This window comes from Arhodomonas sp. SL1 (genome assembly GCF_052060015.1).
In the GTDB taxonomy this organism is placed as follows: domain Bacteria; phylum Pseudomonadota; class Gammaproteobacteria; order Nitrococcales; family Nitrococcaceae; genus Arhodomonas.
This window is the reverse complement of the sequence record NZ_JBPODZ010000007.1, coordinates 1-25,482: the sequence shown is the minus strand read 5'-3', so window position 1 is coordinate 25,482 and position 25,482 is coordinate 1. Positions and strand designations below refer to the sequence as shown.

The window sequence follows — 25,482 nt, the reverse complement described above, 5'->3', positions numbered from 1 at the left end:
CCTCGCCCGCCGCCGCCGGTTCACGAGCCGCCAGACGGTGCACGGTCACTTCAGGCCACCTCGCGGTGGCGCTGCCGCGCCAGCCAGGGGCCCAGGACCGCGGCAATCCGCTCGGCGGCGCGGCCATCCCAACCGGCAGGCAGCCGGCCGCGCTTGCCCCGGCCGGCGCGGACCTCCGCCACGCCTCTGTAGATCGCCCCCGGGTCGGTGCCGACGAGCGTATTCGTGCCCTCGATCACCGTGACCGGGCGCTCAGTGCCCTCGCGCAGGGTCAGGCAGGGAACGCCGAGCGCGGTGCTCTCCTCCTGAAGCCCGCCGGAGTCGGTTAGCACCACGCACGCCCCGGCGAGCAATCCGAGCATGCGACGGTAGTCCACCGGGGGCAGCACGTGGAGGCCGGAGACCGAGAGCCGGGGCATCAACCCGGCGGCCTCGATGCGGGCGCGGGTGCGCGGGTGCAGCGGCCAGATCATCGGGAGATCCGCTGCGCAGGCAGCGAGCGTCTCGAGCAATCGGGAAAGCACCACCCGGTCGTCCACGTTCACCGGCCGGTGCAGTGTGATCAGGCCATAGCACCGAGGCGTGCTACGCCCTACCTCCTTCAGGGTGTCCGCGGCCGATATGGCCCGCGGCAGACAGCGGTGAACCGAGTCGATCATCACGTTGCCAGCGAAGTGGATCCGGCCCGGATCGATGCCTTCGCGCCGGAGGTTGGCGCTGGCACCCTCCTCCGTGGTGAACAGCAGGTCCGCAAGCTGATCAGTGAGCACGCGGTTGATCTCCTCAGGCATGGCGCGGTCGAAGCTCCGCAGCCCCGCCTCGACGTGAATTACCGGGACCCCAAGCTTGGCGGCCACCAGCGCGCAGGCAAGGGTGGAATTGACATCCCCGACCACCAGCACTGCGGCAGCCGCCTCCACCTCCACCACCGGCTCGAACCGCCGCATGATCTCGGCGGTCTGCACCGCGTGGCTCGCCGAGCCCACCTCAAGACTCACGTCCGGGCGCGGCAGCTCCAGCGCCCGGAAGTGCTGCTCGTTCATGGCCACGTCATAGTGCTGGCCGGTATGGACCAGGCGGAAGGGTATCGGCGAGCGGGCCGAGGCGAATGCGTCAAGCAACGGTGCCATCTTGATGAAGTTGGGACGGGCACCGACCACGCAGAGCACCGGGGCTCGGGAACTTTCACAGGACACCGTCATCGACATCACCCTCTCCTCGGCCTTACCGATTCATTCAAAAACGCCCCACCAGGCCCACCACCACCGTATTCTCCCGATACTCCGCCGCCGCCTCGGTGGAGGAACGCTCACGCCGCCCGAAGCGTATATAGCCGTCGACGTGCCGGCCGAAATCACGACGCAGCCCGACCCTCGCCCGCCAGAGGTCGTCCTCGCGGCCGGAGAGGTCGAACTCGTGGCGGGCGACGTCGGCGTCGGCAGTGAACGCGGTGAACGGACCGAGGCGCCAGTCCCAGCCCACGCTGGCCCCGGTCTGATACCGCTCGTCCGAACGGTTGAGCTCGAGGGTGCGATTGACGCGGTAGACCACGAACGTGAGCGCTTGACGCGGGCTTTGCAGGATCACCCGGCCACGGAGGCGCTCATCGATGAAGAACTGGTTCACCGCGTCCTCCTCAAAGACCACGCGCTCATCAATGGGCTCGCAGCCCGGTTGGGCCGCCGGACAGTCATCGGCAAACACCGGTACACGGTTGGTGGGACGCAGGAAGACGAGCTCATTGGAGGCGATGTCCTCCGTATAGTCGAGCGACCACACGGTGAACCGCCGGCGGTGTTCGAGGGCGAGGAAGACAGTCTCTCCGAAGTAGCGCTCGCCGTAACGCGCTTCGGCGCTGGTCCGCCGCGTCGGTGTCCAGCGAACCCCCACGTACCAGACCGGATCGTCGATGTCGTCGCGCTCGGTATTGTAGTCGTTGTCCTCATACCCGACGGCGCCGGAGACGGTCCAAGCCGGCGTCAACCGGTAGCCAAGCGTGCCCAGGAACTGCCGGAACGTGCCGCTGGTGTTCTCCGACGCCTCGACCTCGCGATGCGAAGCCTCAACGCGCCAAAGCGTATTTGCGAACGCCGGTCCATCGCTGAGCCGCCAAGCGGTTTCATCGACTCGGGCGTCATCGCGGTCATCCCCGTAGTACACACGCCCGTGGCTGTGCGACAGACGGGAGAGGGCCACATTATCCAGTCGATTGATCAAATAGGGTTCCACCCGCAAGGTGGTGATGTCGGTACGGTTGTCGGTGACGTTGACATTCGACGAGGACAGCGGGCCGAGCAACGAAGTCGCCGCCTGCCGTCGACGCGCCTCGGCATCCACGAACAATCGGCGCTCGACGAGCTCGGCATGACCAAAACCATCAAACCGGTGAAACGCGTCATTGCGATCGCTGTCCTCCGCGTAGAACAGGGTCTGCAACGTGTAGCTCAGGTCCAATTCGGAGCGCCGGCCCTCCCCGTGGATGTCGATGCCCGGGGCGAGCTCGGTGACCAGCTCCTCCTCCTCCTGACCTGGAGGATTGAGGGCGACGTTGTCGGTGTAAGTTTCCTCCACGCGCACGCGCGGGCTGATCTCCCACTCATACGCCCCCACCACTGCGGGGCACCCCATCAGGAATGCCAGCAGGGTCCCCGCCGCCGGGGCACGACGCCCCCCACCACCGCCGGTGCTAGTAGCCACCCAGGTAACCGTGCCCATACCCATAATCCGTCCCCGGCGCGTAGCGCGCCTTGTTCAGCATTGTCATAACCACTTCGCAGTCGCGCAGGTGCTCGAGACCGGCGACGACCGCCTGCTCGGGCGTACGTTGCGCCTCCACCAGAAATATGACCTGTCCAATGTGCCGCGCCAGTACCGCAGCCTCTGTGGTCATTAACAGCGGTGGCGAATCGAAGATCACGACACGATCGGCATAACGCGATGCCAGCTCAGCGCACAAACGCGCCATGGCTTCGCTGGCGAGCAGCTCCGTGGAGTGCCCATAGTCATTGCCGGCTGCCAGCACACTCAGGTTGGGGATGTCGGTACGCAGGATCACCTCCCCCACCGACAAGGCGGGGTCGACGAGCACGTCAAGCAGGCCGCGCTCGGCGCTCAACCCGAGGCTCCGCAGCACCGAAGGCCTCGCCACATCCGCCTCCACGAGCAACACCGTGCGGGCGAGCTCGCGCACCATGCTCATGGCCAGATTGATGGTGCAGTAGCTCTTCCCCTCCCGCGGCATGGCGCTAGTGACCATGATCAGGTTGCCATTGCGTATCCGCGCGGCCCCGCTTCCGAAGGCGTTGTTGAGCAGCGGCCTCTTGATCAGGCGGAATTCCTCCGCGAGCCGGCTGCGTAGTTGGTCAGGCGTGAGCAATCCCGCCCGGCGCATGCCCTCAATATCCAGCGACTGCGCCGAGTCCGGGGGGGCGCTTGAAGCCGACGGCGGGGTATCGGCATCGCGTGGTACCGACTCCGCCGACGCCGGAGGCTCGTCTGCCGGCACCTCACCATAGTCCTGCTTGAAAATGGCCCGTTCGATCATGCTCATGGCCGAGCCCCCCCCCGTCAAGTCACTGAATAAAGGGCGACCAAACCACTGAAGGCACCCAGTAGGCATGCCAGGGTTGCCGCATAGACCATCAACCCCAGGCGCCGTCTGAGGATCCCCGTGGTCGGCTCATGGAGTGCCACCGCGCCGAGGAACGGCCGTCCGGAGACCCGCTCCAGGCTGGAGCGGGACATGATGGTGGGCCGCAGCTGACTGAGTCCAAACGCCATGCCAGCGCCGACGCCCAATGCCGCGAGCAGCACCGCCGAGGACATCGCCGCACGCGGCGGACCCACCGGCTGATCCTCCACATAGGGCGGGTCCACGATCCGAAAGTCGATGGTCTTGGTATCCCGCTCGAGCTCGCCGGACATGGCTGCCCGCTCCCGGGTGGCAAGCAGACGCTGGTAGTTCTGCCGGATGACCTCATAGTCCCGGGTGAGGTCGGTGTACTGCGCCTCGATCTCGGGGATTCGGCCCACCGCCGAGCGCAGGGTCTCGAGGCGCGTCTGATACTCACTTACGCGCGCACGCAACGATGCGACCTCCCCTTCCGCCTGCGCTGCCGCCACCTGGAGCTCCTGCGCGGCGTAGGGACCAAAGCCCCCCGGCCCCGAGGCACTTGTCTGCATCACCGCGCGCTCGCGTTGGAGCTCCTCAAGGCGCTGGCGGGCGTAGATAAGGTCCGGGTGCGCATCGGTATACCGGGTGGAAAGGGCCTCGATGCGTTGGCGCAGCTCGGCAATACGCCCCTCGAGCTCGCGGGCGCCAAGCACCGAGCCGTCACTGTTCGCCAGTCGCGATTGCAGCTCCTGCATGCGCGCGTAATAGGTATTGCGTCGGCTGACGGCCTCGTTGAGCTCGAGCTGGGCGCGCTCCAGCGCATCCCGGGTCGCACGCAACTGGTCGTAGTAACCGCCGCCCTGACCCGGCAGCAGGCCGTAGTGCTCTTCCTTGAACTTTTTGACCCGCTCCTCGACCTCTTGGAGTTTCGCCTCCTGCTGGGCGATCTGCGCGTCAATGAAGGTGCGCGAGGAGGCCACGTCCTGCCGCGTGGTGCCAAGACTGTTCTCCACGAAGAGGTCAAGCAACGCCTCCACCACGCGCCTGGCCGTATCCGGGCGCTCGTGCTTGTAGGCGACGGCGTAGAGATTCTCGCGGCTGCTGCCGCTGAGCTGGATCTCCTTCTGCAGCATGGAGACCACCCGTTCGAGCTCCTCCGGGGAGCGCGCGGAGAGATCCAGGTCGGCACGCCGGGCCACCGCCTCCAGGTTGGGCCGGCTCAGCAGCGTGCGCGTAACCATGGCCACCCGCTGGTCGACCCGCGGAGAGACCGTCAGGCCCTTGAGCAGCGGCTCCAACAGGGACTCGGTGTCCACATAGACACGCGCGCTCGCCCGGTACACATCCGGCATGCGGTACACCCACGCCCACCCCGCTAGGGCGATCACCCAAGCGATGATGAGCGCATACCAGCGGAACCGCCACCCGGCACGCAAATACTCCAACCCCAGTTGCACCAGATCTCGCATCCCTATCCCTCCCTGCCGGGCCTGGCGCCCTAAAGCACCGATTCCGGGATGACCAGGATGTCACCTGGCAGCATACCCACGTTTGCGGACAGATCACCGTCGCGAACGAGGTCGTCCAGGCGCACCGAGTACTCGCGACGTTCGGCGCCGTCGCGACGGACGATTACGGCGCGGTTCCCGGCGGCAAACTCCGTCAGCCCCCCCACTTGGATGATCACATCGAGTACGGTCATGCCCTTGCGGTACTGCAGTGCTGACGGACGCACCGCCTCCCCGAGCACGCGCACCTGGCGCTCGTACGGACCGACGAAGCTGGTGACGATTACGCTGACCAGCGGAGACTTGATGTACTCCGAGACCGCCTCCTCGATGTCCGCGGCCAACTCGGTGGCGGTCTTGCCGCTGGCAAGCACCCCCGGGACCAGCGGCGTGCTGACGTAGCCGTCCGGCGGCACCACCACCTCCCGCGAGGCCTCCGGATTCCCCCAGACCACGATCTCGAGCGCATCCCCCGGACCGATCTGGTAACGCTCCTCGTCAACGCTCGCCTGCGCCTCACGCGGCGCCGGCGGATGATTGCTGCAGGCGGTCACGGCCATCGCCGCCACCAGGACCAGCACCGTACCCAAGCGCTTGCTCATCCCCATCACTTCGCCCTCCGAATCCCCAATGGCGGGCCGGACGGCCCGACTGCCCTTGTCACCGGCCCTAGGCCGTCGTCGTTCATTCCTGTGCCTGCGTGCGCTGCAGGCGCACCAGCAGCGCCTCAGCGTCCGCGCGGTCAACGAACTCCTGTTCGTCGACGAGCACCCGCTCCAGGCGCTCCCGCGCCGCCGCGTCTTCGCCTGCGCTCGCCAGGGCCGCGGCGTAGTGGTATTGCACGGTGCGCGCATCTGGCATGCGCGTCGCCGCGGACCGCAGCAACGGCAGCGCCTCCTCGGTAGCCCCCTCACTGAGCAGCAGCCAACCGAGGGTGTCCGCAATGCGCGGATCGGACGGGTCCGCCGCGAACGCCCGACGTGCCAGCCCCACCGCACGCTCCGGCGCCTTCTCTCCCGTGAGCATGGCAAGGTTGTTGAGCGCTTTGGCGTTCTCCGGGGCGCGCTCGACGAGTGCCGCGAGGGTGGCCACCGCCTCGCGGTGGCGCCCCCGGGCAATGTGGAAATCCGCAAGGACCGCCTGGGCGGCCTCATCGTCGGGGTGGGACTCCAGGCGCTCGCGTAGCACCGCCACCGCCTCATCCTGATCGCCGGCACTCCAGTGCATGCGGGCGAGGGTCAGGCTGATCCGCGCGTCATCGCTCGCGGTTTCCCGCAGTCGCTGTATGGCTTGCTCGCGCTCGCCACTGCCGGCGAGCACCTCGGCCGCCAGCAACTCGGCCGCGGCGGGGTCGGATTCGCGCATTCGGGCGGCGGCCTCCATCGCCGCGTCGCGGTTGCCGGCAGCCATCTCTAGGCGGACCAGCTCGCGCACGACGATGAGCGCGCCGGGGTGCCTTTCCCAGGCGCTCTCGAGCACCTCCCGGGCCCGCCCGCCTTCCCCGGCGCGGAAGTGGGCAACGGCGAGATTGGTGTGATTCTCGGGGACGTGCGGGTCCGCGGCCAGGAGCTTCTCGAAGACCGGCACGGCGGCACCGGGCCTGCCCGCGCTCATATGCGCCAGGGCCTGGAGGCGCAGCAAATGGCCATGCTCCGGGTTCGTCTCCAGTGCCGGACCCACCACCTCCAGCGCGGCCTCGCCCTGACCACGGCGCAGCAGTTGTTCCGCGTAGGCACCGGCCACCAACGACGAGTTCGGTGCGGCCTCAGCCGCACGTGCCAGCCACGTCAGTGCCACCTCGCGCTCCCCGCCGCGCCTCGCCAAGGCGTAGCGCATGAGCAGTGCCGGCACATTGTCCGGTTCAATCGCGAGGACCCGCTCCACGCGTTCGATGACGGCTTGCTCGTCACCGGCGACTAACGACGCCACGGCCAACCCGTAATGGGCGCCGGTGCTCCGGTCATCGCGGGCCAGGGCTGCTTCGAAAGCCTCCCGTGCCTCACCAATGCGCCCGGCGGCCAGCGCGGTCGCCCCTAACAGGAGCCGCCCGTCGATCACTCCCGGGTTGGCCGCCACAAACCCCCGAGCCACTTCCAGCGCCCGTTCCTGACGCCCGCGCCCCACCAGCGCGCGTACCAGGGCCACGTGCCGGTCGAGATCCGCGGAATCGAGGGTCGCCGCCTCCTCCAGCGCGTCGAGGGCGGCGTCGTAGTCGCCTTGCTCCAACAAGGCCACCCCAAGGGCAGTATGCAGTGCCGGATCGCCCGGGTTGCGCCGGAGCCCGGACTCGAGAATGCTGCGTTGCAACGACGTGTCGCCCATGCTCGCGGCGGCCCCACCGAGGAGCATGACGGTTGCGGGATTGTCGTTCGCGGAGGCCGTCAGGAGTTGGAGCTCCGCACGCCCATCATCGGAGCCCCCCAGCTGGGCATCCATGGCGAGGAGCAGGGCCCGGGCCTCCGTGAACTGGGGGTTCAATTCCCGGGCACGTGCGAAGTGATGGCGGGCCTGCTCCATCGCGCCACGGGCCAGGTGGGAAAGCCCCAGCCAGAAGTGGGTGGCCGGCACGCCGGGGGCGGCCCGCTGGGCCTCGCGCAGGGACTGCGTGGCCTGATCGTAGCGCTGGGCGCGAAAATGGGCGATGCCGCGCAGCAGATGGGTCCGGGGGTGATTAGCCGGCGCCGCCTGCAGCGCCTGCTCGGTGGCCTCCAGGTCGCCACGCTCGAGGACGAGGGTTGCCCGCATCAGCGTGGCCTCCGGATAGCCCGGCCAGCGCTCCAGAACTCGATCCACCACCTCGCCCGCGGCCGCGCGCTCGCCCTTGTCGATGCGAACCCGGGCAAGGAGCACGCCCGCCGCGGGATCGCCGCCATTGGCGCGGTCGAACCCTTTGAGTCGCGCCTCGGCCGCCTCCAGCTCACCGGAAACACGCTCGCAGTCGGCCACGCCGATGCGTGAGGCCCAACGTTCGGGCGCGAGGGCAAGCGCCTCGCGGTAGTGCCCGCAGCCGAGCATCTCCTCGCCCGCGCGGCGTTCCAGGTCACCGAGCAGCCGCAGCGCCTCGATCCTCCGGTCGCCGTCGTAGGACGACGGCTCACCGAGGGTGTCGCGGGCCTCGCTCGACAGTCCTTGGGCCGCCTGGGCTCGAGCCAACGACACCGCCACCTGGCGCCGGGCGATGCCGAGCTCGCGGGCGCGGCGCAGCTCCTTCTCCGCAGAGGCGTAATCCCCGCCAGCCAAATGGAGCTCGCCGAGCATCCGCCGGGCCGAGGCATGTTCGGCATCCTGCTGCAGCGCGTTCTTCAGCTCGATGACCGCCGCACGCAGATCGCCGGCCGCCTGGTACTCCTGGGCGGCCGCATAATACTCATCGGCGGTGCGAACCCCGCCGCCGTTGCAGCCGGCGAGCGCCAGGAGCATGGTGGCGAGCAGCAACGGCGCGCGGCACTTCATTCTTTGCATGTCCGAATACCTCCACCCACCGAACTGGAATCGGCCTTCATGCCGAACTTGTTAAGGAGCGCATAGACTGTCGGTCTGCTCACCCCGAGCATCTCCGCGGCGCGCATGATGTTGCCGTTGGCCAGCCCTAGGGCACGGGCGACAGAGTTGCGCTCCGCCGCCTCGCGTGCCTCGCGCAGGCGCAGCGGCGGCTCCCCGTCACCGGAATCCGGGTGCGGCAAACCGAGATCGCGGACCTGGATCACTCGACCATCGGCCACAATCACCGAGCGGCGAATTACATTCTCGAGTTCACGCACATTCCCCGGCCAGTCATAGGCCTCGATGGCGGAGAGCGCCTCGGGACTGAATCCGGCAATGCCGCGCTGGTCACGTTGTACGAAGTGCCGCAGCAGCCCGTGGGCGAGCAACGCGGCGTCGCCCTCGCGCTCGCGCAGCGCGGGAATCCGCAAGGTGAACTCGCTTAGGCGATAGAAGAGGTCTTCGCGGAATGCGCCCTCGCGCCGCATTGTCTGCAGATCCCGGTTGGTGGCGGCGACCACACGCACGTCCACTGGTACCTCGCCGCGGCCACCAAGACGCTCAACCACCCGCTCTTGGAGGAAACGCAAAAGCTTTGCCTGCAACGCCAGAGGCAGATCGCCCACCTCGTCGAGGAACAACGTGCCGCCATTGGCGTACTCGATGCGGCCCACGGTGCGTTGCACGGCACCGGTGAAAGCGCCACGCTCGTAGCCGAAGAGCTCGCTCTCCAGCAGGGTCTCGGGAATGGAGGCACAGTTGATTGCCACGAAGCGCTGCTCCGCCCGGTCGCTCAGCGCATGGAGCGCCCGGGCGACAAGCTCCTTGCCAGTACCGCTCTCACCGAGCACCAAAACGGTGGCATCGACGGGCGCAACGCGCTCGACCATGCGGCAGACCTCGAGCATGGCGGGCGCCGCGGCCATGATGCCGGGCAGCGGACTCTCTGGGGCACGCACCAATCGGCGGTTCTCTTCCTCGATGGCGTGCAGCCGCAAGGCCCGTGAAACGATGAGCCGCAGGACATCCGCGTCCACCGGTTTCTGATAGAAGTCATACGCCCCCGCCGCCACGGCCTTGAGCGCGCTTTCCCGCTCATCGTTGCCGGTGACCACGACCACCTTGGTAGCCGGCCAGCCCTGGAGTATCTCGCGCAAGGCCATGAGCCCCTGAGAGGTGTTGGCCGGGTCCGGCGGCAGGCCCAGATCCAGTAGCACGATGGGAGGCTGCGCGCCGCGCATGCGCTCGAGTGCTTCCGAGCAGTCCCCCGCGAGCAGGACCTGATACTCGGGAAAGCACCAGCGCAACTGGCTGCGGACGCCCTCGTCGTCGTCCACGATCAATAGCCGTTCCACGCCTCTAGCCATGCCCTGCCCCTGCCTCCAGTGCCCAAGCCTGTCGGTCCGCCACCGTCGCCCCCGCAGGGGCCGGGATCCACGCGGTAAAGCACGTGCCCTCGCCTAGACGGGACTGCACGTCCAGGGTCCCGCCGATGCGTTCGATGAGCTGGCGCGCCTCGTAGACGCCCACCCCCATGCCTGCGTTGCCCTTGGTGGTGGCGAACGGGCGAAAGAGCTGTTCGCGCAGGAATGTGTCGTCCATGCCGGGGCCGTCGTCGCGTACCGTAACCCTCGCCCCGCCATCGACGGCGCTGAGCGCCAGCTCCACACAGCCATCCGTGCCCGCCGCCTCCTGGGCGTTGCGCACGAGGTGGGCGAGCACCGCGCGCAGGCGCTCGCATGGGGCCGTTACCAGGACCCCATCGCCCGTCCAGTCCACTGTCAGGCGCGGCGCCGGCTCCCGGGCGCCGGCCTCCGCGCTCACCTCGCGCAGTACCCCGACCAGGTCGCATTCGCCGCTGTCCTCGTCCGCCACCTGAACCCGCCGAAGCTGTTGCAGCACCCGGTCAACACGGGCAGCCGCCGAACCAACCGTGCGGAATGCATCTGCCACGAACTCGGGATTGGTCTGGAGTCGCATGGCGTTGTGGGTAATCAACGCCAGCTGACCGGAGACGTTCTTGAGGTCATGCACCAAATAGGCAGACAGCCGGTTGAACGCGTCGAACTGCCGGTTGGCAATCAACACATCGTTCGCGTCGAGCAGCGCCACGTACAGGGCCACTTGGCGGCCGGCGGTCTTGAGCAGATCACGCTCCTCCCAGCCCAGACGCTGGGGCACACGCGGCCGCGCCAACACCACGAAACCCTGAAGCTGTTCGGCACGCCGCAGCGGCACGACCAGCCAGGCGTCGGGGAATGCCGTCAGCCACTGCGGCAGGATCAACCCCTCGTAGCGTTCCGGATGGTCGCGGCATTCGGTGATATCGATGATCCAGTCGCGCTCGAAGAGAAACCGCGGCAGCGGCGCATCCTCCCGCTCGGTATGGGTGCTCGTCAGCGTCCGGTTCCAGGTCGCGCCCAGGGTGAAATTGCCCGCCTCGGTGGCGGTGAACAGCGCCCCGGCAGGGCTCTCCACCACGTCGGCCAACGCGCGTATCGCACGAGCGCGCACAGCGAGCTCCCCGTCCACGCGGGCTAGGGTCGCCACCAGGCGCAGCCACTCGTCTCGATAGTCGTAGCGGTAGGCGAAGAAGTGCTTCGCCACGAGCACCCGCATGCCGGCCCGCACGCTGCCGGAGAAAAAGGCGACAGTGACGGCGATGGCGGCGGCGAACAGGAACGTGAGCTGTAGCAGCGAGCTCCAAGTACCGCCGACGTAGCGCAGGTAGTAGGCGACCCCCGCCATGAGCAGCAGGAACATGCCGGCGGCGGCGACCGTGAGCGAATCCGTCACAAGGCGCCGCGAGAGCCCGAGATCCACGGTCCAGCGCGGGTTGCGGGCCGTGGAGACCGCCACCAAGGGCACGGCCAGTGCGTTGACCACACCCCGCACCTCCCAGAGCGGGCCGCTCAGACCACCAAGCAGCAGCGCCTCGGCATAGATGTAGGCGTCGAGCACGAACACGATTCCGACGCCCAAACAGAGGTGCTTGAGCGCCCAGCGGTGGTCGCCGAGTGTCCGCCGGTAGAGCTGCTCGGTGAGGACCAAGGGGATCAATGTCGCCACCAACAGCGCAGCGTAGCCGAGGGTCGGTGCCATGCCCATGCCAAGCAGGCCGGTGCCCACCGCACCGGATACCGCCGCCACCGTGGCGGTCCACACCGCCGCGTTTCGAGGCACGATCCGAGAGGCGAAGTCGCCGACACAGAGCACCGCAGCAAGGAAGACAAGCCAGGCGAGCAACCGCACCCATTCGGCAGCGAAGATCGCCCAGTGCGTGAACGGCGTACCCGCGCGGCCACCGGTGATCGCCATGCACCCGGCCCACAGCGCGGTGCACGCCGCAACCAGAACCAGCAAGGCCCCGCGTCCGAGCTGCCGCTGCCCCATCACGAGCACCAGCGCCAAACCGCCGAAGGCGACAGCGGCAAGGCCATAGCTCACCGCGGCGACCGGGGCGGTCATGAGCCGCCCCCGGATACGTGCCGCCCCGCGGGTGCTTGCCCGCTCATGGGCCAGCTGAGCCAACGCGCGACCTCTGTCCCGATGGCATCCGGCAGCCCAACGCGCGCGTTGACTGCCCACCAAGCCCCCCCGCCGATGACCGCTACGCCGAGTGCCGCCGCGGTCGCCCAGCCAAGCACTCGGTGGCGCCGGCGCCCCGACAGCGGCACCACACGCCCGGCGAGCCGGGACCCATCCGGCGCGCGCGGGGTCGGCCGGTGATCGACGTACACCGGCGGCGGCGCAGTGGCCATGGTAGGACGCGGCGTGGGGCCTGCCCGGACCGCCATCTGTCCCATCACCCAGTCCACATCGCAGCCTGTGGGCAGGAGCCGGTCTTCGGCGAGCTCGCAGAGCACCGCGCGCATGTCCTCCGGGGCGAGATGCCGCGTCCCCTCGACGAAGCCATGCATGAGCAGGCGCGACATGACCTGATTGATACGCCGGGGGATCCCGCCGGCGGCGACATTGACCGCTGTGTACAGGCGTTCATCGATGGTTGGCTGCCCCGGATGCCAGCCCACCAGGGCAAGCCGGTGCTCCACGTAGGCCCGGGTCTCCTCCACCGACAGCGGTGCCAGATGGCAGGCCGCGATCAGGCGTTGCTGCAACTGCTCAAGGGAGGGACGCTGCAGCATTTCGCGCAACCCGGGCTGGCCGAGGAGAAACACCTGAACCAGCGGCCGGTTGTTCTTCTGCATATTCGTGAGGAAACGCAGCTCCTCGAGAGCGGACTCCGATAGGCCTTGGGCCTCGTCCACCAGAAGGACAGTACGCCGCCCGCGCTGATGCTCGGCATCGAGTTTGTGCAGCGACGCACGCAGTAAGCTCGCCTTTCCCCGCCCGTCCGCGGCGACGCCGAGCTCGTAAGCGAGCAGGCGGACGAGTTCGTCACCCTCGACGCGACTACTGAGCAGTCGCACGACATGGACATCTTCGAGGTCCGCCTCGGCGAGGAGGGATTCCAGGAGGGTGGTCTTGCCCGAGCCGGGCTCGCCGGTGACCATGACAAATCCCTCCGCCCGCTGGATCCCGTACTCGAGATACGAGCGCGCCTTACGGAAGCTCCGATGCGCATAGCAAAAGGAGGGATCCGGCGTAAGCCGGAAGGGATCCTCGGCGAGGCCATAGTACCGCTCAAACATCTCGCGTCCCGTCCTTATCGCGCCCCGCGCCCCCAAAGCACTACTTCCACCGTCTGCGCCAGGATTCGCAGGTCGAGCAGCAGGCTATGGTTCTTCGCGTAGTAGAGGTCGTACTGGAGCTTCTCGAAGGCATCCCGCTCGGAGGAACCGTAGGGATAGCGGATCTGCGCCCAACCGGTGATGCCGGGTTTCACCTTGTGGCGCTCGGGATAGTAGGGAATCTGCTCAGCCAACAGGGTGACGAACTCGGGGCGCTCCGGGCGCGGCCCGACAAAGCTCATCCGACCGATGAGGACGTCGTACAGCTGGGGCAGTTCGTCGAGCCGGCAGCGACGCAGCAGCCGCCCTAGACGGGTGATGCGCTGGTCCTCGGCACTTGCCCAGCGCGCCCGGCCATCGGCCTCCGCGTCGGGGCGCATGCTGCGAAACTTGTGCAGGACAAATGGGATCCCCGCTTCACCGACCCGTAGCTGGCTGTAAAGGATGGGAGCACGGCCACGACTCTCGATCCAAATGGCGGTCGCGACGAGGCCCATGATCGGTGCGGCAAGCAACAGCCCTGTGCCGGCGGCCACGATGTCAAAGAGCCGTTTCACCCAGCGTCGAAAAACCCGGCGGTTGAAACCTGGCGTAAAGACCAGCCATCCCGGATGGAGCGCATCGAGCTTGAGGAGGCCGATCTCGCGCTCGATGAAGCTGGTGAGATCGACCACGTCCGTACCGTGGGTGCGGCAGGCGAGCAGCTCCGCCATGGGGAGGGCGCCGCGACGCTCGTCACCGGCAACCACGAGCTGATCGACGTGGAGATCCCGAACCATATCGAGCAAGGCGCCTCGGAGCGGGAGGCAACGATCCGCCGGTACCACTGGAGAATCGCCGGCCAAAGGGATAAATCCCACGAGGTCGATCCCGAGGAAATCCGTCCTGCGCCGGAAACGCAGCACGTGCGCGGCCCGCTTGCCTGCCCCCAGGACGAGGACACGCCGCCGGCTATTGCCATTGCGCAGAGCGAGATAGAGAACGCGGGTGGCCACCAGGCCCAAGAAGGCGCAGACCAGGGCAAGCGCGAACGCGCCACGACCAAGCGCCCAGTTCGGCACCAGATAGAAGATGACACCGGAAACGGCTGCGGTCATGGCAAGGGCGACACCAATGCGGAGAAGGATGCCGCCGACACCGTCACGTAGACGCGGATTGTAAAGGCCCGTTGACACCAAGGCCACGAGCCCCGCTGTCAGAAAGACGGACGCCGGCAGCCAGACCGACTCGTTACCAACCCCCCCAAACCGCAAGGCCGTGCCGAGGTGGACCGCACCAGCCAACACGCCGGCGTCCAGGAACACCAGCCCTGGCAACAACCCACCGTGGTAATGGGGAAATCCCGCATGCTGCATAGCCACGATTCACCTGTCGCTGCGTCAACCGGGGGGCTCGTTCCAGCGAGGTGTGTTACGAGCTAGAACGAACTATACGGACCTATGCTGTGGATCCAGTCACAATTTCCAGATTCCACAGAATCATAGCTAAGTCGAGCTTCTTTACAAGGATTCCCGTTCGTCAGGCGATGGGCGGATCGTGACCACGTTTTCTGCGGAATTATTTCGTTGTTTGAGTAAAAAGCACTCACCCAATGAAGTAAATTCCATTCCCAGATTTGCCATCGCTCCGTCGCCATCGTGCGACAGACCCTGAGCCCCGCTATTACGCTGATCTCAGAGAAAAGCGACGGCCGGCGATGACAACCTCCATCATGCCCACCGAACATGGAGCGCGCTGAAAGCTAGGGATGGCGTGGCCAGGAGTCCCAATCCTGGAGTCAGGGAGCGGCACCAAAACGCGACCTACGCTGCCCGGGGGATTATTCGTGAACCCTGAACACCGATTTCATACGCTGCTTGCAGACACCCACCAGGCCCGAGCCCTTCACTTTCAACTTCGTCATTCGGTCTACTGCGAACGGAAAGGCTACGAGGCCGGACTCATGGTCGACGGCGTTCCACAGGAACGCGATTCGACAGACCGTTTCGCGACTCATTTTCTCGTGCGTGACCGCACATCCGACCGCTGGTGCGGCACGGCCCGGCTGATCACAAGCACCCAGACCCTGCTCCCGGTTCAGCGTCTCAACGCCCTCGACCCCCTCATGGAGCAAAAGCTGTTCCGCCTGCCCGTGGCGGAGGTGTCCCGCCTGGCCGCAGTACCCTTGGCCCATGATCGGCACAACCAGCGTGGCCTTCTGCGGGCGGTCATCGCCGCCTTGATGGACTACAGCCAACAGCGACAGATCCCCAACGTGCTGTTCCTCATTGCCCCGGCACTGGCGCGGGTCCTGCGGGGCCTCGGCCTGCCCATGACCCGTTGCGGACCGGTGATCGTCCACCGGGGTAAACGCTGTGCGTTCAGCACCCATGTCGCGACGGCCATGGAGGAGCTCCCATGGGCGCGGGAGCTCATCGACACCCAGGGTGCCTACGCCTCTTACGCGTACAATCAGGCGCTGACGCGGGCCCCCCGCTCGCACCACGGACAACCCGTGACCCGTGTTCCCGCCGAGGCCACCATGGCGGGGTGACCGGGAACTGGCAACGTCTCGCATTTCCCGGGCGAACAACTAAACTCGCGCTGTGACCCGGTGGAGCGCTGCGCGCAGGGAGAACGGCCATGTCCAGTTTGCGTGAATCCTACTCCTTGTTGCGCGACGCCACGGCCATCGCGCTCTCGCGCCGCGCGAACCCGGCGCGCACCCTCTTGCGCCTCGGCCGGCTGTGCACCTATGGGCATTTCTCGCCGACCGAGGTCCGCTCCCTCGCCCTGCTGGACCCATGGCTGAGCGCGGCCGATCTTCGCGCCTATCGGAGCAAGGAGCACACCTGGCCACGCCTTGTCGACTGGAACGGCGATCGCAGTCGGAGCGTGGATGACAAGCTCGCCTTCCACCACGCCTGCCGGGCAGCGAATCTCCCGGTGGCCCAACTATTCGCTGTGGCCGACGCCATGGGCATTCGCTGGATCGAACCACCGGCGGGCGTCGACCCCAACGAACCGCCTGAGCGCCTAGAGACCTTGATCGATGCGCTGCCCGGGGAGTTCGTCGTCAAGCCCTCATACGGTCTCAAGGGCTACGGGGTGCGCGTGTTTCGGCGGGAGGGCCGGGAACTGGTCGATAGTGTCGGTGGGCGCTGGCCGGCGACGTCGGCGGCCTCGGAGATGCGCAAGTCGCTCACGGCGCCGACGATGCATGCGCGCTACCAACCCAATGACCACGCGCTGCTCCTTCAGGCGCGGCTCACCCCTCACCCATCGCTGGTCACACTGGCCGCAAGCCGTGCCATACAGACCGTGCGCATCTGCACGCTTGCCGTGAGCGGACAGCCAGCCCGCGTGCTCTTCGCATTCCTCAAAGTGGTGGCGGCCGGCAATGTGCTGGACAACTTCCGCGCCGGCCAATCGGGCAACCTGCTCGCCTATCCGGACTACGAGAATGGCCGCCTGTATCGGGTGGTGGGGCCACCACGTCCCGGCGCCCTGCCCTCTGTGCTCGAGTACCACCCCGACTCGGGCGTAACGATGATCGGCTTCGAGGTCCCGGCATGGAAGGCGGCTGTCGCGCTGGCTTTACGGGCGGCGGAGCGGTTCCAGCCCCTGTCGGCCATCGGCTGGGATATCGCCATCACCCCGGAAGGACCGCTGCTGCTGGAAGGCAATGGTTCATGGGACCCTGTAGCTCCGTGGTTCACTCGGCCGTGAGGCGGCGGGCGCAGGGCTTGTCAGGCGAGTTTACAACCCACCCGCGCACCGAGCACGCGGCCTATCTAACTTACTGAAATAACATTAATTCCATGAGCCGGCACAGGCATTGCTAGATGCTCACGTAGGCGGAAGGGCTCCTTACCCCGAATCTCGGCGAATGTCACCCCGACGCGGCCCCCGCCCTTACAGGAGGTACCTAGCGATGATAAAGCAATGGCAATTGGGTTCGGTCGCCCTGGCCTCCGCGGCGCTGCTCGGCGCAGGCGCGGCCCACGCAGCACCCGTGGCGACCTGGAACTATGATGCGAACGCACTGTTTACGAACGCCACCTTCGAGCCAGGCCCGGGAACCGGCGATGCTGGCAGCAACGGCACGGAGCTGCAGCAAAGCGACTTGATCTCGTGGGGTGCGGACGGTGGTGACTTCGAGAACCCCACGGACAACAACAACGCCAACCGCAGCGCATTGACCATCGGACCGACCGGCCCCTTTAGCGCCGGGGATGTGGGTAACACAACCGAGAGTGGTTCCGTTGACACAGGCACCGGCGACATCGGTCTCGGCCCACTTCTCACTCACTTTAACAACCGTCTGGATGCCAACTTCGACATCCTCGACACGGCGACCCTCGCCACTACCCTCACACTGACCCCGGCCACCAACGGCAGCGACGAGGCGCTGTCGGTTGGGTTTAACATCAACTTCATCGAGACCCTGAATCAGAGCGATCCGGCGGACTGCGGGTTCACCAGCGACTCCGGCTGCGACGACATCTTCGCCATCAGCATCACACCCGGCAGTGACACACCGCCCCTTGTCCCCACCGGACCGCTGAGCTTCGCACAGTTCTTCACCTTTGATGGGACGAACTACCGCGTCGACCTCTTCGAGACGCTCGGCAATGTCAGCTCCCTGGGCCCGGATGCTTGCGGCCTCGCCGGTGCGGACCCCGGGTGCCTGGGATTCCAAACGCAGGAGGGCGTGGCCAACGAGCTGCGGTTTGGCTTCACCGTCACCGCTGTTCCCGAGCCGGGGACCCTGGCCCTGCTTGGTCTGGGGTTGGCCGGCATCGGCGTGGCAGGACGTCGCCGTCGCCGCTCGCGCTAATCGAGAATCAAGGGATGAAGCCTGGCGAGGCGGCCCCATGGGCCGCCTCGCGTTTTCATTCTTGACACCCCTTACCCCTGGGGATCACCCGGCCGCCACCGGTGGCGAGCCACCAGACATCCGGCCGGACGGCACCGACCTCGGTGATGACGGAGCGCGCGTCCGAGAGTGTGGGACGGCGGCGGCCGTGGTAGTCCACGTCGGAGCCGGCGACGGCCAACCCGATACCGAAACGCCGCAGCAGCCGCAGCAGCGTCGGTTCCATCACGGCGAGCCAGTGGGTAATGCCGTGCAACGCACTCAGGCGCACCACCCCGGCGAACAGCCCGAGGGTCACGTGGGGCATGAGTCGTCGGCCATCCGTCGAATCAGTGTACGTGACACCGCTTGCCACGCCGTGTGGCTGGTGTATCTCCCCACAGCGACGCCGAAATGCCTTACTCACGGCGAATCGCGAGATCTCGGCGAAGCATTCACGGGGGCCAGCCCGCAACACGGCTTGGGCATCCGGGTACAGGTGATCATGGCCGTGCTCCTCGAAGGGCATCGAGGCATCAGGGCGGGCGAGCACCAGTCGCACGGCACCGCAGCATACGCCGCTCGCTCGGTGCCGCACGAGCGCATGGACGGCGTTGGCGTCGAATGCATCGATCTCCCGCCCGTCGGGATGCTGGCTCGCGTCCTCGAACGGATTCTCGACACAGTAGACCTGGTAGCGCAGCGCATGGACCTCGTTGAGCTGCCCGGGCGTTGTCGCAATCTCAATGGCGAAGTGGCGCTCGAACAGCGCGCACGCGTCCCCCAGCGGGGCCGCAGTCGAACCCGGTTGCGAAACCGGCGCCTGCAACCTCATGGATGTGTTCCCCGGCCATTGCGCGCACCAAAGGGGTGTACGCCAGTAAGTGACGTGCCAACCCTAACGTGCCGTCGGGCAGCGGGCTGCGAAGATGATCAAACTGGAAATCGCACGCGGGTCGCAATCCCGCGAACCGGCGCTCCGGGCTACTGGCCGGTATCGAGGCCCGCCGGTCGTGGCGGAAGGTAACGCCCCGGGGCGAGACACGCCCCCGGATCCAGCACCTGCTTGATCGCATTGCTGACGTGCATGCTCACGGTTTCCAGTCCGGGGAGGAGATCCATCGCCCCAGTATGCAGCCGGTACGGCAGAAACCCCTCGCACCGCCCCGCCTCGAGAAGAGCACGGTAGCCCTCGTGGGCCCGCGCGACCGCCCGCGGATCAGCGCGATCGAACAGCAACGGCACGGTGGAGTCAAAGCAGCGGTCGTTGAGGGTCGTGAGGGTCACCAGCGGGTTCAGGCCGTACTGTGGGCAGATCTCCTCGAGCAGCCGCAGATACCGCTGCACCGCCTCCCCGCGCATCGGCACCAGGGGTGCGTACCAGATCAGTCCGCAGCCATCCCGCGCCGGGTTCATGGACGTACCGGCGGGCGGGCGAACACCGGAACGCCAGTACGCCAAGGGCAGCGCGACCTCGCTAGGGTCTCCCCCCATGACGTTCAGGCTGGCACGCAGCGTTCCGGCAAGCCGCCTCGCACGCCCCCCGAAACGCTTCGGCACCATGCGCGCGCCGCGCTCGATCCAGTCCAGGCGCCCGTGGGTGATGAACACGAACCGCGAGGTGGCGGGCTTTAGGATACGACGGACACTACGGCGAGCCGCGTTGACCACCTCTCGGCTGCCCTGGATGGAACCCACCCCATTCCAGGCTTCGATCCCGTGATGGCGCGAGAGTCGGGCAACCGCCTCCCGGGGCAATACGCCATCCTCCGCCTCGTCCGCCGGGAACGGCGCCAGCATGGAGAGCATGCGTTGCGGGTTCAGAATATTGATCGCCGGTACGGTACCGCCGAGCTCGCGCAGGACCCGAGAGACCGCCGGCACCAAGTCCTCGATCGTCGCGTGCTCACGGGCGGCGAAGTAGAAGGCCGCCAGGCGCTCGGGCTGCCAGGCGAGCGCCACGCTCGTGCTCACCACCACCGCGTAGCCACTCTGGGCGAAGAGTCCATCCAGGTAGGGTCCGATCCCCCACTTGAACAGGCGATCGACCTCCTCGCCGCCCATCTCCGTCAACGTCGAGCGATACAGCGCACCGGTCGGCAGAACCGCCTCGATAGCCGTCACGGCCGCGAAGTGATCGGTATAAGGCGTTATACCATAGCCCCGCTCCAACGCATTGGCCGCAATACTGCAGGACGGGCCGGCGCCCGTAACCGGCACCATGAAGGGCAGCTGTCGTTCTCGGAGATAGGCGTGGAGCTGAGCCTGGGTAACTCCCGGCTCCACGGTCACCACCCCTAGCTCCTCATCGCAGTCCCGTATACGGTTCAAGCCCGCGAGGTCGAGAACGACACAGCCATGCGTCACCGGCCGGGCACAGCCATAGCCCCAGTTATGCCCCGTGCTGACCGGATAGACCGGGACCCCGGTACACTGAGCCAGCTGCAGACAGGTCTGCACATCGGCGACACTCGCCGGACGGATGGCGCCGGCGATCGCCGTCTCCCCCCCTTCCGTCGAGGCCCCATAGCGCTCGTTCGCGGCATCCGCAGCGTCGACCCGATCGTCGCCCACGGCATTGCGAACCGTTTGCAAATAGTCCGTCATGCTCATCGCACACCTCGCGTAGACTCCACCGGGCTTGCACCCCGCATTGCGACGAACTCCATGCCAAGCCCCACCCCGGCCTACCCGGGTCGCTGTCGGAATTCTTCACACCAAACACGGCTGGTTCCCATCAATGACCTGAACTACCCAGAAACGTCCGAAAAACCAAACGTTTTTCGGTACCGGTACGGCCCTTGCATGCTCCCCCATGGCGCCCATGTCGTCGCCGATAAGTCCCGATCGATTCGCGACTACGATAACGGAGAATAGCGGGAACCCCTATCGCCGCCATGGGCCGCTATCATGGACTACGTATGGGAGACATCGAGCTATGAAACTCAGAAAGCTGGCCCTAGGGGCCGTTGCGCTGGCGGGCTTGGCGGCTTTTTCGGTCGAGAGCAGCGCGATCGTCATCGACGACTGGACCTGCATGGGCGACTGCGGGACCTCGGGCGCAAACGGCGTGGTGACACTGTCGCCGTTCGGTGACCCGCAATATGGATGGGTGTCGACCGCCGGCGGCGTGACGAGCGCCACCGACGATCTGGACCTTGGCGGCGAGACCACCGGCTCGATGATCACCTCGCCTCTGTTCAGCGCGGATGCGGGGGACGAGCTGGAGTTCTTCTTCAACTACGTCACCTCCGACGGGGGCGGCTTCGCCGATTATGCCTGGGCGCGGCTCATCGACGATCTGGGTGGTGAAGTCGCGACGCTGTTTACGGCCCGGACCAGCGACACCGTGGGAGGCGACACAGTGCCTGGTTTCGGCATGCCGACGCCAGAAGCGACGCTGGACCCATCATCCACGCCCATCACCGCGGGAGGACCCGTCTGGTCCCCGTTGGCGGGATCTTCAGGAGCTTGCTGGTCCACCGGCTGTGGCTACACCGGCTGGATCAAGGCGACATTCACCATCGCGGGCGCCGACGACTATGCGCTCCAGTTCGGTGTCGTGAACTGGAGCGACACGGCCTACCAATCCGGCATGGCCTTCGATGGCACCACCATTGCCGGTACGCCGATCGGGGAGGATCCCGGGCAGGGGCCAGCGCCAATCCCGGAGCCCACATCGCTTGCGTTGCTGGGGCTCGGGCTGTTCGGGCTGATGCGGATGCGGGAGAGAGGAGTATAGCCAGAACACGCAACCGCGACGAACCGGCACGCAAGGTGCCGGTTCGTTGCCTTTCTGGTCCGCATCCGTGGCGCCCGGCGTCTGCGACGCCAGTACTCCCTCCCACACCGTGAACACCCTCCCGCCTCATGTGCGATCTGCCCGGGGACACGGGACTAACGTCGCCGATGCGGCTACCGATGGCTGGCTGCCAAACCCGTATCAAAGCGACGATAAGAGAGGCAGAGGCGGGAGCGAGCGCGAAGATTGTAGCGTAACAAATTGATTTTGATGGAGCTGGCGACAGGAGTCGAACCTGCGACCGGCTGATTACAAATCAGCTGCTCTACCAACTGAGCTACGCCAGCCTGTTAGCGAGATCATAGCCAGTGGGCGCCGGTCGGGCAATGGTGCTCATCCCTTCTCGAGGAATGCCGCCAGGCCATGGAGCACGAGGTCGGGCATGACGGTGAAGGGAGTAGCCATATAGGCCACAAGGGTGTCGGCATCGCCGCCGGTCAGGAGGGGCTGGAGGTCAGAGTCGCGTGAGGCCACGACTTCCCGGTAGAGCCCATCGATCATCGCGGCCAGCCCCCGCAGGGTACCGGCGCGAATGGCATCCGGGGTGTTGGATGCCAGCAGCGGCATAGGGCCGTCTGCGACCGGTGGCAGGGCGTGGGTGCCCCGGGAGAGGGAACGCCGCATGGCGGAAAGCCCGGGGACGATCAGTCCCCCCTCGTGGTCCCCGCTCGCATCGACGACGTCGATGGTGACCGCGGTGCCGCAGTCCACCACGAAGGCGGGCAGCTGGCCGTTGGTGGCGGCACCCGCCATGGCCGCCCACCGGTCGGTACCGAGTGTGTGGGGCTCCGGGTAGGCAACGCGGATCCCCCCACCCCGGGATGGTGTTACTACCTGGCGCAACGGCAGGCCCCACTGCTGCCGGCAAAAGGTTTCGATGGCCGCTACATGATCCGGACCAGCCACAGACACCACCGCCGCCTCCATGGGCTGCGGCACGTCGTCGGCGGCAAGCCGCAGGTGGCGCGTAAACTCCGCGCCCGTCCCGCTGATCACGCCACGGCTCAGTATGCGGATACCGTCGGCTACGGCCCACTTGCAGCGGCTGTTTCCGCAATCAAAGAGCATCCGGATCATCGCGGCCTCACGCTGACATCCCCCGACACAAACCGCTGCCGACCCTCCGGGCTATCCACCAGGAGTGCACCGTCGTCATCGATGCCCAGAGCCTGCCCCTCCACGGCCCGGTCACCAATGCGGACGATCACCGCCTCCCCGGCGAGCAGATCGACGGCGCGCCAGCGAGCACCGAGGATGCGCTCACCCGCCGAGGGGGCGGTGTGGCAGGCCTCGGTCACCGCGTTCAGCATCGCAGCCGCGGTTTGTGTGCGCTCGCACCCGGGCGCCAGATCCGCAATACCGACGGCCGATCCGGCAAAGTCCTCAGGCCAACCACCCCCGACCCGCCAGTTCAGCCCAACACCCACGGTGACGCGGCAGGCGCCCATGGGATCGCCATCCAGCTCCGTGAGCACGCCGGCCAGCTTGCGCCCGTCCACCCAGATATCGTTGGGCCACTTCACCCCCGCCCTCGCGATGCCCAGCGAGCGCAGGACCTCGGCGAGGAACACCCCCACGGTGAGGGTGAGTCCGCCGGGGCCGCACGCCAGGTGTGCATAGGGCCAGGATACCGATAGGTAGATGCCGCCCGGCGGCGAGCACCATCCGCGCCCCCGGCGACCACGGCCCGCGGTCTGGCGCTCGGCAACGGCAACCCCTACCCGATCCTCCCGGGGCGGATCCCGGCGGAGGACCGCATTCGTGGAATCCACCTCCCGAAAGACGCGCAAATCCAGCTCTCTGGGGGCCATGGCGAGCCGTTCCACCAGCTCTGCCCTGTCGAGCGGCGGATAGGGCGCCACTGCCCGATAACCGCGCCCCGGGACGGCCTCGATGTCATGGCCGGCGTGGCGCAACCGTTCCACGGCCTTCCAGACCGCCGCACGGGAGACACCCGCCTGTGCCGCCAGCACCTCGCCGGAATGGACCGCACCGTCGGCGAGCACGGCCAGGACACGGTCGGTGGCGCCCTCCCCTTGCCCTTGCCGCGCCACCGGGACTACACCTCCGCGAGGCAGCTGCGGAACGCCGCTACCAGATATGCCGGATCGCGGGCGCCGGCAGATTCACGGGCACTGTGCATGGCCCACATGGGGCTGCCCACGTCGACGGTCCGTATCCCGAGCCGCGCCGCGGATATAGGGCCGATGGTGCTGCCACACGGGATGTCGTTACGGTGCACGTAGCGTTGTACGGGGACCCCGACACGGTCGCAGGCGGCCCGGAACCAGGCCTCCCCTTCGCCGTCCGAGGCGTAGCGCTGCTTCGCGTTGAGCTTGATCGCCGGGCCGCCATTGACCTGTGGCGCGTGCGTGGCGTCGTAGGCTTGGGGGAAGTTCGGGTTCCAGGCATGGGCCATATCCGCGCTCACGAGCCAGCTGCGGGCGGCGACCTCGCCGGCGGCATCGCGCGCCTCCACCGCGGCCAGGAGGCGCTCCATCACTGACGGCAGGAAGTTCCCCGCCGCCCCCCGGTGAGATTCGCTGCCCACCTCTTCGTGGTCGAAGCAGGCGAGCATCGTCACGCCCCGGGCCGGACGCTCGTTAACAAGGGCATGTAGGCCCGCGTGGCAGCTCGCGAGGTTGTCGAGCTGGCTGTTGGCAATAAACTCCCGCTCCCGACCGAACCGTGTGCCGGGCTGCAAGTCCGCAACCGCCAGCTCCCAGGCGGTGACCGCGTCCGCCGTGGTGCCGAGCTCCGCGGCCAGGTATTCGCGCAGACCGGCCTCCCCAGCGCCGTCGTCGTTCTCGGCAAAGGTCAGGGCCAACTGATCCTGCAGCTGGAACTTCAACCCCTCCTCGTTCACCCCGCGGTTGAGGTGAATGGCCAGGTTCGGCAAGCGCACTAGTGGATGGGGGGACGAAAATAGCCTTGGCGTCGCGACGGTGCCGGGCTCCGACACCCATACCGGACCGGCGAGGCCCAGGTCACGGTCGGCAAAGCTGGCCACGATGGGACCGCCATACACCTCTACACCGACGGTGCGCAGCGTCCCCGGACCGTTGTCGGTCCCGACCGCGGCTTCCGGCCGGACCCGGAAACCAGGGGAATCGGTGTGCGTGCCGATAATGCGTAGCCCCGAGCCGGCGGGATCACTCCCGACCCGAAAGGCGACGAGGGAGGCGCCACCACGTCGCACGAAGTAGTCACCGCCAGGGCGCAGCGTCCAGGCCGTGTCCTCCCGGAGCTCCTCGAAGCCCATGCCCTGGAGCTGGGCGGCCATGATCGCCGCCGCGTGCCAGGGCGAAGGGGCCGCATCGATGAACTCTAGGAGGTCGTCCGCTAGCGTGTAATCCTGATCCGCCATCGCGTCTCTTAATCTCGTCCGGGTTTGCGTCGATGATACCGCAGTACCGTACCGCCAACGAGAAAACCCCCGTCCCGGTGTTTCCGGGGCGGGGGTTTTGGGGGTAAGGGCCTGGCGATGACCTACTTTCGCACCACAGCGAGGCGGCACTATCATCGGCGCGGCGTGGTTTCACTTCCGA

At 67.0% G+C, this 25,482-nt stretch carries 19 protein-coding genes and 1 tRNA gene; 4 read left to right on the top strand and 16 right to left on the bottom strand.

Annotation, left to right across the window (positions count from 1 at the left end; translation table 11 throughout):
* Positions 1–50: 50 nt before the first annotated feature.
* The 10 genes from wecB to ACQ754_RS11020 all read right to left on the bottom strand — a co-directional run bounded on the left by wecB (position 51) and on the right by ACQ754_RS11020 (position 14,650).
* On the bottom strand, positions 51–1,208 hold the full coding sequence (wecB, locus tag ACQ754_RS11065) for a non-hydrolyzing UDP-N-acetylglucosamine 2-epimerase (protein WP_440997093.1): 1,158 nt from the start codon (positions 1,206–1,208) through the stop codon (positions 51–53).
* Positions 1,209–1,236: 28 nt separating this feature from the next.
* Positions 1,237–2,715 (bottom strand): TIGR03016 family PEP-CTERM system-associated outer membrane protein, encoded by a 1,479-nt coding sequence (locus tag ACQ754_RS11060; protein ID WP_440997092.1) that lies wholly within the window; start codon positions 2,713–2,715, stop codon positions 1,237–1,239.
* On the bottom strand, positions 2,687–3,550 hold the full coding sequence (locus ACQ754_RS11055) for an XrtA-associated tyrosine autokinase (protein ID WP_440997091.1): 864 nt from the start codon (positions 3,548–3,550) through the stop codon (positions 2,687–2,689). Before ACQ754_RS11055 ends, ACQ754_RS11060 begins: the two co-directional genes overlap by 29 nt.
* Before the next feature lie 17 nt (positions 3,551–3,567).
* A complete protein-coding gene (locus ACQ754_RS11050) occupies positions 3,568–5,082 on the bottom strand; it encodes an XrtA system polysaccharide chain length determinant (RefSeq protein ID WP_440997090.1) in 1,515 nt (504 codons plus the stop codon).
* 29 nt (positions 5,083–5,111) lie between these two features.
* The gene (locus tag ACQ754_RS11045; protein ID WP_440997089.1) at positions 5,112–5,729 is read right to left on the bottom strand and encodes an XrtA/PEP-CTERM system exopolysaccharide export protein; all 618 of its coding nucleotides are present in this window, start codon (positions 5,727–5,729) and stop codon (positions 5,112–5,114) included.
* A gap of 76 nt (positions 5,730–5,805) precedes the next feature.
* Complete coding sequence (gene prsT / locus ACQ754_RS11040) at positions 5,806–8,583, bottom strand: XrtA/PEP-CTERM system TPR-repeat protein PrsT (protein WP_440997088.1); 2,778 nt, start codon at positions 8,581–8,583, stop codon at positions 5,806–5,808.
* Positions 8,571–9,971, bottom strand: a complete 1,401-nt coding sequence (prsR, locus tag ACQ754_RS11035; RefSeq protein WP_440997087.1) for a PEP-CTERM-box response regulator transcription factor — start codon at positions 9,969–9,971, stop codon at positions 8,571–8,573. Before prsR ends, prsT begins: the two co-directional genes overlap by 13 nt.
* Positions 9,964–12,072: an XrtA/PEP-CTERM system histidine kinase PrsK gene (gene prsK, locus ACQ754_RS11030; protein ID WP_440997086.1), complete on the bottom strand. Its 2,109-nt coding sequence runs from the start codon at positions 12,070–12,072 to the stop codon at positions 9,964–9,966. The genes prsR and prsK overlap by 8 nt, the downstream gene beginning before the upstream one ends.
* Positions 12,069–13,256, bottom strand: a complete 1,188-nt coding sequence (locus ACQ754_RS11025; protein ID WP_440997085.1) for an ExeA family protein — start codon at positions 13,254–13,256, stop codon at positions 12,069–12,071. The genes prsK and ACQ754_RS11025 overlap by 4 nt, the downstream gene beginning before the upstream one ends.
* 14 nt (positions 13,257–13,270) lie before the next feature.
* The gene (locus tag ACQ754_RS11020) at positions 13,271–14,650 is read right to left on the bottom strand and encodes a TIGR03013 family XrtA/PEP-CTERM system glycosyltransferase (protein ID WP_440997084.1); all 1,380 of its coding nucleotides are present in this window, start codon (positions 14,648–14,650) and stop codon (positions 13,271–13,273) included.
* Positions 14,651–15,042: 392 nt separating this feature from the next.
* Between ACQ754_RS11020 and ACQ754_RS11015 the strand changes: the two genes are divergently transcribed.
* The 3 genes from ACQ754_RS11015 to ACQ754_RS11005 all read left to right on the top strand — a co-directional run bounded on the left by ACQ754_RS11015 (position 15,043) and on the right by ACQ754_RS11005 (position 18,114).
* Complete coding sequence (locus tag ACQ754_RS11015) at positions 15,043–15,828, top strand: acyl-homoserine-lactone synthase (protein WP_440997083.1); 786 nt, start codon at positions 15,043–15,045, stop codon at positions 15,826–15,828.
* An 89-nt stretch (positions 15,829–15,917) separates the two neighbouring features.
* Positions 15,918–17,003 (top strand): sugar-transfer associated ATP-grasp domain-containing protein, encoded by a 1,086-nt coding sequence (locus ACQ754_RS11010; RefSeq protein WP_440997082.1) that lies wholly within the window; start codon positions 15,918–15,920, stop codon positions 17,001–17,003.
* Between the two features lie 205 nt (positions 17,004–17,208).
* A complete protein-coding gene (locus ACQ754_RS11005) occupies positions 17,209–18,114 on the top strand; it encodes a THxN family PEP-CTERM protein (protein WP_440997081.1) in 906 nt (301 codons plus the stop codon).
* 55 nt (positions 18,115–18,169) lie between these two features.
* On the opposite strand, the gene ACQ754_RS11000 is transcribed toward ACQ754_RS11005, so the two are convergent.
* Together ACQ754_RS11000 and ACQ754_RS10995 are read right to left on the bottom strand one after the other, a co-directional pair.
* The gene (locus ACQ754_RS11000) at positions 18,170–18,967 is read right to left on the bottom strand and encodes a PEP-CTERM/exosortase system-associated acyltransferase (RefSeq protein WP_440997080.1); all 798 of its coding nucleotides are present in this window, start codon (positions 18,965–18,967) and stop codon (positions 18,170–18,172) included.
* A gap of 149 nt (positions 18,968–19,116) precedes the next feature.
* A complete protein-coding gene (locus ACQ754_RS10995) occupies positions 19,117–20,745 on the bottom strand; it encodes an FAD-binding oxidoreductase (protein WP_440997079.1) in 1,629 nt (542 codons plus the stop codon).
* Between the two features lie 325 nt (positions 20,746–21,070).
* On the opposite strand from ACQ754_RS10995, the gene ACQ754_RS10990 reads away from it, so the two are divergent.
* Positions 21,071–21,874, top strand: coding sequence for an NF038132 family protein (locus tag ACQ754_RS10990; RefSeq protein WP_440997078.1), 804 nt, complete (start codon positions 21,071–21,073; stop codon positions 21,872–21,874).
* 271 nt (positions 21,875–22,145) lie between these two features.
* Here ACQ754_RS10990 and ACQ754_RS10985 read toward each other — a convergent pair.
* The 4 genes from ACQ754_RS10985 to ACQ754_RS10970 form a co-directional block, all read right to left on the bottom strand.
* Positions 22,146–22,221, bottom strand: a tRNA-Thr gene (locus tag ACQ754_RS10985).
* A 46-nt stretch (positions 22,222–22,267) separates the two neighbouring features.
* Positions 22,268–23,011 carry a type III pantothenate kinase gene (locus ACQ754_RS10980; protein ID WP_440997077.1) on the bottom strand — a complete coding sequence of 248 codons (744 nt, stop codon included), beginning with the start codon at positions 23,009–23,011 and terminating at the stop codon, positions 22,268–22,270.
* Positions 23,008–23,988, bottom strand: coding sequence for a biotin--[acetyl-CoA-carboxylase] ligase (locus tag ACQ754_RS10975; RefSeq protein WP_440997076.1), 981 nt, complete (start codon positions 23,986–23,988; stop codon positions 23,008–23,010). The genes ACQ754_RS10980 and ACQ754_RS10975 overlap by 4 nt, the downstream gene beginning before the upstream one ends.
* Before the next feature lie 5 nt (positions 23,989–23,993).
* The gene (locus tag ACQ754_RS10970) at positions 23,994–25,301 is read right to left on the bottom strand and encodes a M18 family aminopeptidase (protein ID WP_440997075.1); all 1,308 of its coding nucleotides are present in this window, start codon (positions 25,299–25,301) and stop codon (positions 23,994–23,996) included.
* Positions 25,302–25,482 lie beyond the last annotated feature (181 nt).